Raw genomic sequence first — 13908 nt, forward strand, 5'->3', positions numbered from 1 at the left:
CAGAGATCGCAACCACTCCGTGCGCCCTTGAGCCAACTCTCGCCGCCAGCACAAATGTGAACAATATCTAAGCATTGTTGTCAGATCGGCCCCCAATTGGTCACAATTACGCCCAGTTCGCAGCCCATAAGAGAATCGCACTTTTACGTCGCGAGGTATGGAAAAATGTCTGAATATCTTAGACAATTTCTGGAAGAAGACAGTGGCGCCATCTCAGTTGACTGGGTGGTCCTGTCTGCCGCGGCTGTCTCTATGGCGATTGCGACGACGGATGTTCTCGACAGCACGATCGGCGATGTGTCGTCCCGGCTCGAGGCACAACTCCGAAATCAGCAACTGAGCGATGACTTCGTGCAGTTCACCTCGGCCGATTTCGAGGACTTTTACCAAGCCGGTACTCTGACCGAAGAACAGGCCGGTGACCTGTTTAACGCTGCAAATGAACTGATGAATGGCGATATCATCGCCGCATTGGAAGCCGGAATTCCGGAAAAGATCGCGGGCACCCTAACCGCGCAAGAAGAGGCAGCGCTTCAGGCGATCGCCTCTGTCGCGCATCAGCGGAACATCGTCGATGATGCGGTGCTTTTCGAGCATTTCGGAATCGGAACCGACCCCTCGGGCGGAACCGACGTCTGACACACCCATTTGCCAAAAGATCATGGGGGCGGCCAAATAGCCGCCCTTTCTTGTGTTGATACGGCTGGTTTAGCTCTTATACCGCTTATCGGGGTGCAGCGAGGTGCCCAGGATATGGTCTGCATTGTGGATCACATGCGCCGCTTGCCCAACGATCAGAGGATCCGGCGCATGGGCAATCCGCAGGTCTTTGTCCGGGTAGTCCAAGCTGTCGAGAAAATGCAGCATGCAGTTGATCCGCGCGCGTTTCTTGTCGTTTGACTTAATCACCGTCCAGGGCGCATCGGCGGTGTCGGTGTAGAAGAACATCGCCTCTTTCGCCTCGGTGTAATCCGCCCATTTGTCCAAGCTCGCCTTATCAATCGGGCTCAACTTCCAGCGCTTGAGCGGATCGTCGGCCCGGCTGGCAAACCGCGCGCGTTGCTCTTCTTGCGTCACCGAGAACCAGTATTTGTAGAGCTTGATCCCGGAGCGCACCAACATCCGTTCGAGCTCCGGCGTCTGGCGCATGAACTCCAGATAATCGTTCGGGGCGCAGAACCCCATCACCCGCTCAACACCGGCGCGATTGTACCAGGAGCGGTCGTAGAACACCATTTCGCCCGCTGTCGGCAAATGCTCGACATAGCGTTGAAAGAACCACTGGCCGCGTTCCTCATCCGTGGGTTTGTTCAGCGCGACCACACGTGCCTCACGCGGGTTCAAATGCTCCATGAAGCGTTTGATCGTGCCGCCTTTGCCCGCCGCATCGCGGCCTTCGAACAGGATCACGATCTTCTGGCCGGTTTCCCCGATCCATTTCTGCGCCTTGAGCAATTCAGCTTGAATCTTGGCCTTCTGGTTCTCGTAGCTCCGCCGCGAGAGCTTGGTCTCGTAAGGGTACGCCCCACTCTCGAAGGCCTGACGGATGGTATCCGGTGTGACGGTTGGGAAACCCACATTCGGTCGCACCGATTTGGCGGGTTTTATCGGTGGCGCGGTTTCGACGGTCTTGAGATCTTCCATTGGCACTGTCCCTTTTTTGGTCCTGTAGCATTTTCGTTGGTTTTGAAACGAAACTGTCACAAACCCGCGGGCAGCGCCTTGATCCGAGTCAAATTACCCGGTCAGGCTTTGGTTTTGCATATCACTGTGATAGATTTTCCCCATTAAGGCCGCGTATTCCTGGCCAGACCAATATTTCGAATGGGGGAGAGAGGCATGGCCGTTTTCGTCAGCCCGAGCCGCGCGACCTATATCCGCAAAGCAATGACATTTGTGTCGGTGACGCTGATCTCAGCGGCCGTGTTCGCCACAACTCCAGGCAGCAGCTTGGCGCAAACCGCGCTGACCAATCCCGATGAGGGAAAGAACGTCCCCGGAGGCACCGGGCCGCTCGCCCCCGCCGTCACCCCCACGCCCACGCCCACACCGCCAGCGACACCGACCGATACCGGCGACAAAGGCCCGCAACCCACACCCGTCCCGCAGCCGGCCCCCACGCCGCCACCTGCCGCTCCGGCCGATACGGGCGGCAAAGGGGACGACACCCCTGCCCCGCAACCAACGCCGGCGCCCGCTCCGACAGAGGCAGAGGTCGAGGCAACCGAAAGCGAGGCGACACCAGAAAACCCAGAACCAGAGGCCACAGGCGCGGCGGAGGCGGCAGAGATCGTCGCCCCCGAAGCCGACACCCCGTCCCCCTCGGAAAGCTCGGACAGTGCAGACGCCATGCCGACGAACGGTGCGGCGATGCCAGCCGTCATGGCAGCGTTGGCCGAGAGTTTCCCAGAAGGTGAAGCGGAGAATTTCACCGAAATGCTGGTCAGCCTGCCGGATGGCGTGACCGCCGACACAATCGGGCATCTGCTCTACCCGCGTCGCCAGTTTGATCGCGCGGCGTGGTTCTTTGGCGCGGCGGCGCAAGCGCCGAACGCCACCGCCGCCAGTCTCAACAATTTCGGGGCCATGGCGATGGAGGTCTATGCCGATGCGCCGGATGACTGGTCGGAGGCCTTCTTGCAGGCCGCCTATGACGCCCTGACATTGGCCAATGAGTTGCAACCAGATGATCCGGCGATCCTGAACAATCTGGGCAATGCAGCCCGCCGCTTGGGTCTGCACGATGAAGCCGTCGACCACAGCCGCCGCGCCACGGAGTTGGCCCCAGAAGAACCGCTTTATTGGACCAACCACGCTCGCGCCCTGGATGCTGCGGGCGATGCCGAAGGGGCCGCGGCCGCGCTGGCTCGGGCGCATCTCTTGGAGCCGAATGGCTTGGCACTTCTGGAGACGTTACCGCGCTTGCCCAGTGCCGGGCCAAGCTATTCGCAAGCGCTGCAAAACCAATGCGATGTGAATTTCCGCTGCCAGGAGATTTGCCCCCGTTCGATCATCGGCGGGTTGATGTCCGTCACCTGCGAGATCGAAAACAGCTCCGCCCAGATCGCCTGCATGGAGGGTCGACCCTATCCGACCAGTTATCGCTGTGAGGAAGACTTGCCGGAATATGGCATCCTGATCCCAGGGTTGAACGCTGGCTTCTCCGTCGCGGTGCCGGGCTTCTCGGCGCATGTGCTGGTGCAAGGCGATGGCCGTGTGGATGTCCGTGTCGAAGCAGGTGTTAGCGTCGGCCCGGTTGGCGGGTATGTGCGCGGCGACGGGCATTTCTCCCCCTCAGGCGGGGCCAGCTTCGACAATCTGGGCGGCGGCGCGCGGATCAATGTCTTGCCAAACTCGCCCGCCAATCAACTGGCCAGCGATTTGGGCCACCCGCCCGTTCATATCGAGCTGGAACAGGTGGGTGAGGGCCCGCGCCAGATCAATGTGGAAACCTATAACTACGGGCTTCTCTCGTTCTGAGACCCAAGCAGAATTTGGCCGACCCCACGCGCGGGGCTTGATTGCGCCCCGCGCGCGCTGTCATGTTGCAGGAAATGACGGAGGGAGCAGTTATGATCCGAGTGACACTTTTGACCAGCCTTGTGGCGCTTGCGGGCTGCGTCACCTTTCCAACGCAACCCATCCGAACCAGCACGCCCGCGCCGATCGCCAACCCGTCGCCCGCCCCGGTGGTCAACGGCGTCCCCGTGACCCTGACCGATGGCAGCCGCGGCCTCGCGCTTTGGTGCGCTGTGCCGGGCGACTGCATCGCCGATGCCCGGATGGCCTGCAATAACAGCCAGTCGATCCGCTCGACCGCAGATATCGACCGCAATTCGGCCCGCGCATCGGAATTCTTCAGCCGCGCCGAAACCGAGCCGTCGACCTTGGTGGTCGCCTGTAGTTAAAGGGACCGGAGAGACTTCCCCCCTGCCCCCAAACCTGCTCTAATGCGTGGCAAGAACCACAAGATAGAGCAGAGCATGGCAGACGACCTCCTCACCGGCGCGCCCGATCCTTCCGCCTATGACGCCTCCTCGATTGAAGTGCTGGAGGGGTTGGAGCCCGTGCGCAAACGCCCCGGCATGTATATCGGTGGCACCGATGAGCGCGCGCTGCACCATCTGGTGGCCGAAGTCCTCGACAACTCGATGGACGAGGCCGTGGCCGGCCATGCCAGCCGGATCGAGGTAGAGTTGAACGCCGATTACTCCGTCACGATCCGCGATAATGGCCGTGGCATCCCGATCGACCCACATCCGAAATTCCCCGACAAATCCGCGGTGGAGGTGATCCTCTGCACGCTCCATGCGGGCGGCAAATTCTCTGGCAAAGCCTATGAGACGTCGGGCGGTTTGCATGGCGTCGGCGTCTCGGTGGTCAACGCACTCTCCGATCATCTGCGGGTCGAGGTGGCGCGGAATCGCGAGCTGTTCGTGCAAGAGTTCTCGCGCGGCATCCCGCAAGGCCCGGTGCAGGCGGCTGGCAGCGCGCCGAACCGGCGTGGCACCTCGGTGACCTTCCATGCCGATGCGGAAATCTTCGGGTCGCACCGATTCAAACCCGCGCGCATGATGAAGATGGTCCGCTCCAAGGCCTATCTCTTCTCCGGCGTCGAAATCCGCTGGAAAACTGCGATTGACGATGGCGAGACCCCGACGGAGGCGACCTTCCATTTCCCCGGCGGCCTGTCCGATTACCTGGGCGAGACACTCGGCGCAGCCTCGACCTATGCCGAGAAACCCTTTGCCGGGAAGGTTTCGTTTCAGGAGCGTTTCAACCAGCCGGGCAGCGTCGAATGGGCAATCAACTGGACCCCGTCGCGCGACGGGTTCATCCAAAGCTACTGTAACACCGTGCCCACACCTGAGGGCGGCACCCATGAGCAAGGCTTCTGGGCCGCCGTTTTGAAAGGCATCCGCGCCTATGGCGAGTTGGCGGGCAACCGGAAAGCGACGCAGATCACCCGCGATGACCTGATCACCGGCGGCTGCGCGCTGGTCTCTTGCTTCATCCGCGAGCCGGAATTTGTTGGCCAGACCAAAGACCGGCTGGCCACGACCGAGGCCGCGCGGATGGTCGAAGGTGCCGTCAGGGACCATTTCGACAACTGGCTGGCGGCGGACACCAAATCTGCGGGCGCGATCCTCGATTTCCTTATCCTGCGGGCCGAGGAACGTCTGCGGCGGCGGCAGGAGAAAGAGACCGCGCGGAAATCGGCGACGAAAAAGCTGCGCCTGCCCGGCAAACTTGTGGACTGCTCACAACAAGCCCGTGACGGCACGGAGCTGTTCATCGTCGAAGGCGACAGCGCGGGTGGCTCGGCCAAAATGGCGCGGGATCGGAAGACGCAAGCGCTCCTGCCGCTTCGGGGTAAAATCCTGAACGTGCTTGGCGCGGCTTCGTCGAAATTGGGCCAGAATGCCGAGATTTCCGATCTCTGCCAGGCGCTTGGCGTCGGCATGGGCACGAAATTCAACCTCGATGATCTGCGCTATGACAAGATCATCATCATGACCGACGCGGATGTGGACGGCGCCCATATCGCCGCGCTTCTAATGACATTTTTCTTTAGCCAGATGCGCCCGCTGATCGATGGCGGGCATCTCTACCTGGCCTGCCCGCCACTCTTCCGCCTGACCCAGGGCGCGCGGCGGGTCTATTGCCTGGACGAGATCGAGCGCGATGAGTGGCTGGACAAGGGCCTAGGCGGCAAGGGCAAGATCGACCTCTCGCGGTTTAAGGGCCTGGGCGAGATGGATGCGAAAGACCTGAAAGAGACCACGATGGATCCGGCCTCCCGCAAGTTGATCCGGGTGTCGATTGACGAGGACGAGCCAGGGGAAACCGGCGATCTGGTGGAGCGGCTGATGGGCAAAAAACCGGAGCTGCGGTTTCAGTACATCCAGGAGAACGCGCGGTTTGTGGAAGAGTTGGATGTTTAGTGAGAAGCTAGAGGGAGACCGATGCCGAAGTTAAGAAGAGGCTTATGCGTTGCTAGCATTGCTTGTCTGTTGCTTACCGCTTGCGAGCCATCCGCTGTTGTTATGAGTCGAACAACAGGAGAGACCGGGGTCGGGCAAATTGAAGGCGCCACGTTCGGCAATTCCGGAAGATTAACCTTCCAGTTCGCCGATGAAACTTATGTTGGCAATTGGGTGACCGTACGTGATCCAGGCGCTCAAGGCTTTGGTTTGTTTAACGCCAGCACCAGCGACGGCACTCTATTCGGCACATCGTCAATTTTTGCAGAGTCAGACAGCGGTTACGGGAACGCCATACTTAGATCTGACCAAGGCAACTCAATGAGGTGCGAGTTCCGATATAGCCTGGTTACGATTACTGCTATTGGCGTGTGCCAGCGAAATGATGGTGAGATATTTGATCTGCAGGTGAGCTAGCTCTTCGGTCGGCTCTGGGCCATCGGAAAGGGCGAGAGCCTGCCCGTGGGATGGCGCTGCAACGTCCATTTGGCGCGATTTATGCCAGCCAAACCCTTCTCCGATCCGATCGACGCACTACACCTCCAAAGCGCCAGCCCGCAGGGACGGGCAGGCGCTCGCCCGGCGGCTGCGCCTTGGTTCCGGGCTGAGTAGAGCTTCAAGTCTAGGTTGGATTTAGCGCGCTATTCCACCTGCACCGTCTCCAGCCACCCGACCAAATCCACCACCTCGCGGCTGGTCAAGAGCGTCCCCCCGCCCCGTTCGCGCAGGACCACGTTGAACTCGCCGAACACGAAGCCGAAAATCGGCATCTCGCCACCATGGGTCAGGATCGGGTCGCGACCGTCGATCAGGCGGGCGATCTCGATCACCGGGAAGGCGCCATCGCGGCGGGCGGCGATTTGGGTGAGATCGGAAGGCGGCACCGTCAGCACCTCGGCCATCGGCCCACCACCTTCGGCGATCTCGCCATGGCAGACGGCGCAGTGTTGGAAATAGAGCCGCTCCCCGCGATCCACATCCTGAGCCAAAGCCGGAAGCGCCAGAGGGATCAAAGCCAGGGCCGTCGTCAAAACACGCATTGTCAGTCTCTCCATTCCGCGCCGTTTGGGGCCCGAGTCGGGCCCGGTCTCACTCTTGGATATTTTGCAAATATGTCACCAAATCGGCGATCACCGCGCTGGTCATGATCCGCTGTCCTGAGGCGTCTTGTATCGCCACATCCGGCCCGTCGCCCTCGAAAAACCCGCCAAAGAGCGGCATGTCGCCACCATGGGCCAAGAGCGGGTCACGCCCATCGATCTGCTGCGTGACGCGGAAGGTCGGGAACGCCCCGTTATTCAAGGCGCTGAGTTGCGTCAGGTCGGGCGGCAGCACAGTCAGAAGCGGCGCCATCCGGCCATCGCCGCGCGCGCTTTGACCATGGCAAGCGGCGCAATAAACCATGAAATGATCTCGCCCCAACTCAGCATCTTGCGCCAGGCCGGGCGTGGCAGAGACCAGCGTTGCAAGGATAAAGGGGATGATGCGCATCGAAACCTCCTCCAATCTGATGCGGCCAGCATGCCCGATCTGACAGGCGGCACATTGATCGGGGTCAAGTCGCGGGGCCGGTTCGCTTTTTCGTGATCGCCATTCCCAAGCCGACATGGCGCGCCTATCGTGGCCCCATGCGCGTGATCGTCTTTCTGCTCTGCCTTGGCCTTGCCGCCTGCGGCCGCCCCCTGACCGAGGCCGAACGGGCCTTTATGGGCGGGCTGCAGGGCGATGCGCTGGATGTGGACCGCATTCGGATCATCGAGAACCCGTTGGTCGGTCTGTCGACCCAGACCTACCCGGTCCGCCCCCGGACCACCTGCCGCGAGCGAATTTTCCCCGAGCCCGAAGGCGATGAGATCAGCGGGCGGACGGCCGGCATCGTGTTGTTCAACCGGTTACATGTGCGCGAGACCTATTCCGTGCCCGATTATGTCCGCACCCCGGATGGCGGCATGAGCCTGGTCGCCGCGATGTTTTTCGCCCATGAGATGACCCATATCTGGCAATGGCAAAACCGTGATGTCACCGGCTATCATCCGGCCCGCGCCTTTGCCGAGCATCTGCGCACCGAGGACCCGTATCTGCTGGATGGCGACAGCGCATTCGCCTTTCTAGATTACGGCTATGAGCAGCAGGCGAGCCTGGTCGAGGAATATGTCTGTTGCCGCACGCTTGATCCGGGCGGCGCGCGCACCGAGCGGTTGGAGCAGCTTTTGCAAGAGGTGATGCCGGTTCAGCCCTTGCAATCCCGGGCTGATGCGGTTGAGGTTTACCTGCCCTGGGATGGGGTGGAGTTGCGGGGGATCTGTTCGTGAGATCGCCCGCCTTATCTGGGGCTTAAGATGACACATCACGCTTTAATCATGCTGGCCGCCGGGATCGGCATTCCGCTTCTAGCCGCTTTGAACGCGCGGCTTGGGGCCAATATCGGCTCGCCGGCGGCGGCGGCGCTGATCTTGTTTCTCGTGGCATTGATCGCGACGACCGTCACCATGGTGGTAAGCGGCGGCACCGGCGCGCTGTCAAACCTTGCCGCACAACCGAAGCACCTGTTTCTGGCGGGTCTATTCGTTGCCTTCTATGTGTTGTCGATCACCTGGGTCGCGCCCACATTCGGGGTCGGGAACGCGGTGTTTTTCGTGCTGTTGGGGCAGCTGATCTCGGCGGCGGCGATTGATCATTTCGGCCTTTTCGGGGCGCAGGTCGCGTCTTTGTCACCGATGCGGATCGCCGGGATCTTGGTGATGGCATTGGGCGTCGCGCTGACCCAGTTCGCCAGCCGCGGCTAGCCCTCGGCTTTTTCTTCCAACATCAACCACTCTTCCTCGGCGTTGGTCAGCTTCGTCTGACGCTCAGCTAAGGCTTCCGTTGCTTTGCGGAACTTCAAAGGCTCGCGGGTGAACAGCTCCGGATCGGCCAGAAGCGCCTCCAGCTTACCGATCTCCGCCTCCAGGCGGCTCATGATATCTGGCAAGTCTTTCAGACGATGGGCTTCGGTAAAGGACAGGCGCGATTTCGGCTTCTCCGCCGCTTTCGGCGCGACCTGTTTTGCCGGTTTTGTTCCGGCTGGTTTGACGGCATCCACCTTGCGGGCCGCGCCGCGCTGCGCTTGGTAATCGGTCCAGCCGCCGGCATAGATTGTGGCCTGGCCATCGCCTTCCATTGCCACGGTCGTCGTCACCACCCGATCGAGGAAATCCCGGTCATGGCTCACCAAGAGCACCGTGCCGGGGTAGTCGCCCAACAGATCCTGCAACAGATCAAGCGTCTCGACATCCAAGTCGTTGGTCGGCTCATCAAGCACCAAAAGGTTCGATTCCCGCGCCATGATCCGCGCGAGCAGCAGCCGGGCTTTCTCACCGCCCGAGAGCGATTTGATCGGCGCCCGGGCTTGCGCATCATCAAACAGAAACTCTTTCAGATACCCCACCACATGGCGCGGCTGGCCCCGCACCATCACCTGATCGGAGCGGCCATTGACCCCCATCAGTGGATCGTTCGTCAGGCTATCCCAAAGCGTCGCCTCCGGGTCGAGCGCGCTGCGGGTTTGGTCAAAAACCGCCATCTCCAGACCCGTGCCATGGGTGACACTGCCGGTATCGGGCGCAAGTTGCCCCGTTAGAATGTTCAGGAGCGTGGTTTTGCCTGCGCCATTTGGGCCGACAAAGCCAATCCGGTCACCGCGCAAGATGCGTAGGTCAAACGGCTTCAAGATGAGCTTCTCGCCGTAACTCTTTGAAATACCTTTGGCCTCGATCACCCGCTTGCCGGATTGCGGGCCTGCCTCAAGCACCATCCCCGCCGCCCCTTGCCGTCGGATCATATTCGCCCGTTCGGCGCGCAGATCGCCCAAGGCGCGGACCCGCCCCATATTGCGCTTGCGCCGGGCAGAGATGCCTTCGACAGCCCATCGGGCCTCGGCTTTGATCTTGCGGTCGAGCTTGTGACGGGCGAGGTCCTCCTCTTCCCAGGTCTTATCGCGCCAGGCCTCGAAATGCGCGAAACCCTTCTCCTGCCGCCGCACCTTGCCGCGATCAACCCAAAGCGTGGCGCGGGTCAGCGCGGTTAGAAACGCCCGGTCGTGAGAGATCAGCACATAGGCCGTGCGGGTCTGCGCCAGCTCGGCTTCCAACCAACGGATCGCCTCAATGTCGAGATGGTTGGTCGGCTCATCGAGCAGCATCAGCTCCGGCGCCTCGGCCAAAAGCTTGGCCAGCGCCGCACGCCGCCGCTCACCGCCCGAGGCCTGCGCCACATCGGCCTCAAGCCGCAGCTTCAGCCCGGTCGCCGCCGCCTCGACCCGCCAAGCCTGGTCGGGACCAAGATCGCTCAACGCATAATCGCCGAGGGTCGCATAGCCCTCAAAATCCGGCTCCTGCTCCATATAGCCCGTATGGGTGCCCGGCGGCAGAGTCCGGGTGCCATGGTCGGGTTCAACAAGACCCGCCATGACCTTGAGAAGTGTGGATTTTCCCGACCCATTCCGGCCGACTAGCGCCACCCGGTCGCCCTCCTGCACCACCAGATCGAGCCCGGAAAAGACCGGGTCGCCGCCGAAGGTCAGCGAGATATCATTGAGCTGTAACAGAGGTGCGCGCGCCATGCCTGCCAGCTATTTGCCGCGCGCGCTGAGGTCAAGATGTCAGTTGCCGAGCATCCATTCGCCCTCTGGCCAAAACGCGTGATAGGCAAAGGCAAACATCACGTCATGGGGCATATCCGCACCCGCCGCATCCCTCACTCGGATCATCCCGACATCACGGCCCGCGCCAATATTTTCGGTGTCGAGCGCCGAGGCTTTGCCGGCTTCCCAGGTGATCGTCACCCCGGCCTCTGTCACCTCTTCGACCTCGGCCAGGCGCTGCATCGGCCAGGCACGGTCGCCCACCCGGATCACCCGGGCCAGCGGTTCGATCCCATGCGGCGGCATCTCGCCATCATAGAGAAACGGGCGCGTGGAACTGTCATAGCCGACATAAGGGTTCCGCCCATAGGGCCGCCGCCAATCGGGCTCATCCATCACCAAACCATCCGGATTGCGGTCGCGAAACTCGGCGAAGCTCTCCATCCAGCTTGGCAGTTCGATGAGATCGGTGCCGGTCATCTCGCCGACAATCCCCTCGCCAATCGCTTGCTGCCACCAGCTTTCGGTTTCGCGGTCGTACATCACCATATCGGAATGGCGCAGATTGCCCGAGACACCGAAAGACAGCACCTGCCCGTCAACCCGCCTGTCGAAGGTGATCGCGGAATTGCACAAAGGGCAGAAGGTCACGGCAACCGGAATGCCGCCCACCTCGTCATTCACGATCTCATGCCAGGTCAGATAGCGGATCGGATAAGCGCGCGGCGTATCCCCTTCAAATTCCAGGGTAATCACCGCCTCCATATCGCCGACCCGAGTCTCGGCGGCGGCGGCGATGAAGCGCGGGTCATCAAGAGCCGGGATCCCATCCCGCCCCGGCCCGCCAGAGCGAATTTCGTCGAGATCGACCGAGCGGGTTTCAAAATCCGTATTCGGCCATTCGACACGCATCATGACGGATTGCGCGGCGAGGGGCAGCGCCAGCGTGGCGGCGCAGAGAAAGGCGGCAAGCGGGGCAAAGCGCATCAGGGCTCTCCTGGTCCAGGTCCGCAAATCCTGCCAGAGAGAGGGCGCATCGCCTAGCCCCGCTCACGGTCTCGTGTCAGTCGGTGACCCGCACCGCCGTCATCCGGTCCGGCTCGCCAATCACCGCGCCATTGCGCCCGGTGCCGCGTTTGATCGCATCGACAATCTCCATCCCTTCGACGACCTCACCCACCACGGTGTATTGACCGTTCAACTGTGGGGTCGATCCGAACATGATGAAGAACTGACTGTTGGCGCTGTCTGGATCGTTGCTGCGCGCCATGCCGATGATGCCGCGCTCGAACGGGCGATCTGAGAATTCGGCGGGCAAGTCGGGGTAGCTCGACCCGCCCCGCCCGGCATAGCGCATATCCTGCCCCATCCGGCCAAATTCCACATCGCCAGTTTGCGCCATGAACCCGTCAATCACACGGTGGAACACCACGTTTTCATAAGCGCCTTCGGCGGCTAGCGTGCTGATCCGCTCCACATGCTGCGGCGCAAGGTCTTCGAACAGGTCGATGACAATCGTGCCCTCGGCCTCCCCCGCCACGTCGATCTCCAGCCCGCTGGCCAGCGCCGGGCTGGCCAAGAGGGACAGTGCCAAAGCCAGCTTACGCATCGGCCGCCACTTTCACCGAGATCATTTTGTCAGGGTTCGCGGGCGGCTCGCCTCGCGTGATCGCGTCCACATGCTCCATCCCTTCGATGACCCGGCCATAGACAGTGTATTGGCCGTTCAAGAAGTGGTTGTCGCTGAAATTGATGAAGAATTGGCTGTTGGCCGAGTTCGGGTTCTGCGACCGCGCCGCGCCAAGCGTGCCGCGATCGTGGGGCAGCTTCGAGAACTCCGCTGGCAAATCGGGTTTGTCGGAGCCGCCGGTGCCCGCCATCCGCAGATTGCCACCCTCCTTGCCATTGGCCACATCGCCGGTCTGGGCCATGAAGCCCTCGATCACCCGGTGAAACACCACTCCGTCATATTCCCCCGCACGGGCCAGCTCTTTCATCCGCTCGCTGTGTTGCGGTGCCACATCGGGCATCAACTCGATTGTGACGGTGCCGCCCGTGAGTTCCATCAGGATGGTGTTTTCGGGGTCTTTGATCTCGGCCATTTGGCGCTCCTATCCTCTAAGGTCGGAGCGGACCCTACTGCGCCCGGCTGGAAAGGAAAAGCGCCTAACGCGGGAACTTGCCCAAGAGCGCCTGATGCACCGCGGGCGGCACGAAATGCGAGACATCGCCCTTCAGCCGCGCAATCTCTTTGACCAGCTTCGAAGCGATGGCCTGCCGGTCGGCTTCGGCCATGAGGAACACAGTGGTGATCTCGGAATCCAGCTTCCGGTTCATCCCAACCATCTGAAACTCATACTCAAAATCGGCCACGGCACGCAGACCGCGAATGATGATCCCGGCCCCCACATCCTTGGCGCAATCAATCAACAGATTCTCGAAGGGATGCACCACGATCTCGGTGCCCATCTTTGCCGACAGGGTGGCACATTCCGCTTCCACCATCGCGACACGCTCTTCCAAGGTGAAAAGCGGGCCCTTGTCGCGATTGATCGCCACCCCGATCACCAAACGGTCAACCAGGGTACAGGCCCGGCGGATGATGTCGATATGCCCCAATGTGATAGGGTCAAATGTGCCTGGATAAAGACCTACACGCATAGCCCGCCGTCCCTCTTCTCGGTCATTGGCGCCAACGCAACAATATTGCGCACGCCTTGTCCACCCCCTGCCAGCAGAACCATCGTCAGTTGTCAGGCGTCACAGCCCAAGCATATCAAAAAAGACGAAAAAACAATGCGCCGCAGGCGCGCAATTTGGTCAGAGGCGCGACATCCAGGACAAGTCAGAACCCCTTGATCATGCCTTCCAACGCCTCTTTCTCCATCGACAGCTTGCTGAGCTGCGCCTTGACCACATCGCCGATGGAGATCAGCCCGATCATCTCGGCCCCCTCCATCACCGGCATGTGACGGAACCGGCCCTGGGTCATCTTTGCCAGCACCTCATCGGATGTTTCATCGGCGGCGCAGGAGACAATTTCCGACGTCATCATTGCGTCAACCCGGTCTGTCAAACAGGACGGACCGCGCGCGCCCAACTCTCGGACGATATCCCGTTCCGATACGATCCCCGCCACCGCCTTGCCATCCGGCGAGACCACAAGCGCCCCAAATCTCTTCTGCGACAAGATTTCCGCCACCTGTGCGACGGTTGTGCCAGGCTGGATCGTCTCCACACCTGTCGTGGGTTTGCTCTTGAGAATCTGCTGGACGAGCATGGGCGCCTCCCTTCAATTGATCA

General features: G+C 61.3%; 16 protein-coding genes. 7 read left to right on the forward strand and 9 right to left on the reverse strand.

Annotation, left to right across the window (positions count from 1 at the left end):
• The first annotated feature begins 165 nt into the window (after positions 1–165).
• Entirely contained in the window at positions 166–639 is a 474-nt protein-coding gene (locus tag GTF44_RS10625; RefSeq protein WP_171559426.1) for a hypothetical protein, read from the forward strand.
• 69 nt (positions 640–708) lie between these two features.
• Here the strand turns inward: GTF44_RS10625 and ppk2 are convergent, their stop codons facing one another.
• A complete protein-coding gene (ppk2, locus tag GTF44_RS10630; RefSeq protein ID WP_171559424.1) occupies positions 709–1644 on the reverse strand; it encodes a polyphosphate kinase 2 in 936 nt (311 codons plus the stop codon).
• 195 nt (positions 1645–1839) lie between these two features.
• On the opposite strand from ppk2, the gene GTF44_RS10635 reads away from it, so the two are divergent.
• From GTF44_RS10635 to GTF44_RS10650, 4 genes are all read left to right on the forward strand, one after another.
• The gene (locus tag GTF44_RS10635; RefSeq protein ID WP_171559421.1) at positions 1840–3480 is read left to right on the forward strand and encodes a tetratricopeptide repeat protein; all 1641 of its coding nucleotides are present in this window, start codon (positions 1840–1842) and stop codon (positions 3478–3480) included.
• 92 nt (positions 3481–3572) lie between these two features.
• On the forward strand, positions 3573–3908 hold the full coding sequence (locus GTF44_RS10640; RefSeq protein WP_171559419.1) for a hypothetical protein: 336 nt from the start codon (positions 3573–3575) through the stop codon (positions 3906–3908).
• Positions 3909–3983: 75 nt separating this feature from the next.
• The gene (parE, locus tag GTF44_RS10645) at positions 3984–5945 is read left to right on the forward strand and encodes a DNA topoisomerase IV subunit B (RefSeq protein WP_171559416.1); all 1962 of its coding nucleotides are present in this window, start codon (positions 3984–3986) and stop codon (positions 5943–5945) included.
• Between the two features lie 21 nt (positions 5946–5966).
• A complete protein-coding gene (locus GTF44_RS10650) occupies positions 5967–6401 on the forward strand; it encodes a hypothetical protein (protein ID WP_171559413.1) in 435 nt (144 codons plus the stop codon).
• A 224-nt stretch (positions 6402–6625) separates the two neighbouring features.
• Here the strand turns inward: GTF44_RS10650 and GTF44_RS10655 are convergent, their stop codons facing one another.
• Positions 6626–7024, reverse strand: coding sequence for a c-type cytochrome (locus tag GTF44_RS10655; protein ID WP_171559410.1), 399 nt, complete (start codon positions 7022–7024; stop codon positions 6626–6628).
• 49 nt (positions 7025–7073) lie between these two features.
• Positions 7074–7475: a c-type cytochrome gene (locus tag GTF44_RS10660; protein WP_171559407.1), complete on the reverse strand. Its 402-nt coding sequence runs from the start codon at positions 7473–7475 to the stop codon at positions 7074–7076.
• Positions 7476–7567: 92 nt separating this feature from the next.
• On the opposite strand from GTF44_RS10660, the gene GTF44_RS10665 reads away from it, so the two are divergent.
• Both GTF44_RS10665 and GTF44_RS10670 read left to right on the forward strand, forming a co-directional pair.
• Positions 7568–8296 (forward strand): hypothetical protein, encoded by a 729-nt coding sequence (locus GTF44_RS10665; protein ID WP_367383456.1) that lies wholly within the window; start codon positions 7568–7570, stop codon positions 8294–8296.
• 27 nt (positions 8297–8323) lie between these two features.
• Positions 8324–8770 (forward strand): DMT family transporter, encoded by a 447-nt coding sequence (locus tag GTF44_RS10670; protein WP_171559404.1) that lies wholly within the window; start codon positions 8324–8326, stop codon positions 8768–8770.
• On the opposite strand, the gene GTF44_RS10675 is transcribed toward GTF44_RS10670, so the two are convergent.
• From GTF44_RS10675 to GTF44_RS10700, 6 genes are all read right to left on the reverse strand, one after another.
• Positions 8767–10584, reverse strand: coding sequence for an ABC-F family ATP-binding cassette domain-containing protein (locus GTF44_RS10675; RefSeq protein WP_171559401.1), 1818 nt, complete (start codon positions 10582–10584; stop codon positions 8767–8769). The two genes, GTF44_RS10670 and GTF44_RS10675, sit on opposite strands and share 4 nt — an antisense overlap.
• A 39-nt stretch (positions 10585–10623) precedes the next feature.
• Positions 10624–11592, reverse strand: coding sequence for a DUF3179 domain-containing protein (locus GTF44_RS10680; protein WP_171559398.1), 969 nt, complete (start codon positions 11590–11592; stop codon positions 10624–10626).
• Positions 11593–11668: 76 nt separating this feature from the next.
• Positions 11669–12214 (reverse strand): peptidylprolyl isomerase, encoded by a 546-nt coding sequence (locus GTF44_RS10685; protein ID WP_171559396.1) that lies wholly within the window; start codon positions 12212–12214, stop codon positions 11669–11671.
• Positions 12207–12707, reverse strand: a complete 501-nt coding sequence (locus GTF44_RS10690) for a peptidylprolyl isomerase (RefSeq protein ID WP_171559393.1) — start codon at positions 12705–12707, stop codon at positions 12207–12209. Before GTF44_RS10690 ends, GTF44_RS10685 begins: the two co-directional genes overlap by 8 nt.
• Positions 12708–12771: 64 nt before the next feature.
• On the reverse strand, positions 12772–13266 hold the full coding sequence (gene coaD / locus GTF44_RS10695) for a pantetheine-phosphate adenylyltransferase (protein ID WP_171559390.1): 495 nt from the start codon (positions 13264–13266) through the stop codon (positions 12772–12774).
• A 184-nt stretch (positions 13267–13450) separates the two neighbouring features.
• The gene (locus tag GTF44_RS10700) at positions 13451–13885 is read right to left on the reverse strand and encodes a CBS domain-containing protein (protein ID WP_145208487.1); all 435 of its coding nucleotides are present in this window, start codon (positions 13883–13885) and stop codon (positions 13451–13453) included.
• Positions 13886–13908 lie beyond the last annotated feature (23 nt).

It is taken from the genome of Roseobacter sp. HKCCD6576-2 (assembly GCF_013179285.1).
GTDB classification, from domain to species: Bacteria; Pseudomonadota; Alphaproteobacteria; order Rhodobacterales; family Rhodobacteraceae; genus Rhodophyticola; species Rhodophyticola oceani.

Excerpts from the sequence above, each read along its gene's own strand:
- GTF44_RS10675 (WP_171559401.1), bottom strand. The coding sequence starts at position 10,584 with ATGGCGCGCGCACCTCTGTTACAGCTCAATGATATCTCGCTGACCTTC.
- parE (WP_171559416.1), top strand. The coding sequence starts at position 3,984 with ATGGCAGACGACCTCCTCACCGGCGCGCCCGATCCTTCCGCCTATGAC.
- GTF44_RS10685 (WP_171559396.1), bottom strand. The coding sequence starts at position 12,214 with ATGCGTAAGCTGGCTTTGGCACTGTCCCTCTTGGCCAGCCCGGCGCTG.
- GTF44_RS10670 (WP_171559404.1), top strand. The coding sequence starts at position 8,324 with ATGACACATCACGCTTTAATCATGCTGGCCGCCGGGATCGGCATTCCG.
- GTF44_RS10650 (WP_171559413.1), top strand. The coding sequence starts at position 5,967 with ATGCCGAAGTTAAGAAGAGGCTTATGCGTTGCTAGCATTGCTTGTCTG.
- GTF44_RS10660 (WP_171559407.1), bottom strand. The coding sequence starts at position 7,475 with ATGCGCATCATCCCCTTTATCCTTGCAACGCTGGTCTCTGCCACGCCC.
- GTF44_RS10680 (WP_171559398.1), bottom strand. The coding sequence starts at position 11,592 with ATGCGCTTTGCCCCGCTTGCCGCCTTTCTCTGCGCCGCCACGCTGGCG.
- GTF44_RS10635 (WP_171559421.1), top strand. The coding sequence starts at position 1,840 with ATGGCCGTTTTCGTCAGCCCGAGCCGCGCGACCTATATCCGCAAAGCA.
- GTF44_RS10690 (WP_171559393.1), bottom strand. The coding sequence starts at position 12,707 with ATGGCCGAGATCAAAGACCCCGAAAACACCATCCTGATGGAACTCACG.
- ppk2 (WP_171559424.1), bottom strand. The coding sequence starts at position 1,644 with ATGGAAGATCTCAAGACCGTCGAAACCGCGCCACCGATAAAACCCGCC.
- GTF44_RS10640 (WP_171559419.1), top strand. The coding sequence starts at position 3,573 with ATGATCCGAGTGACACTTTTGACCAGCCTTGTGGCGCTTGCGGGCTGC.
- GTF44_RS10700 (WP_145208487.1), bottom strand. The coding sequence starts at position 13,885 with ATGCTCGTCCAGCAGATTCTCAAGAGCAAACCCACGACAGGTGTGGAG.
- GTF44_RS10655 (WP_171559410.1), bottom strand. The coding sequence starts at position 7,024 with ATGCGTGTTTTGACGACGGCCCTGGCTTTGATCCCTCTGGCGCTTCCG.
- GTF44_RS10625 (WP_171559426.1), top strand. The coding sequence starts at position 166 with ATGTCTGAATATCTTAGACAATTTCTGGAAGAAGACAGTGGCGCCATC.
- coaD (WP_171559390.1), bottom strand. The coding sequence starts at position 13,266 with ATGCGTGTAGGTCTTTATCCAGGCACATTTGACCCTATCACATTGGGG.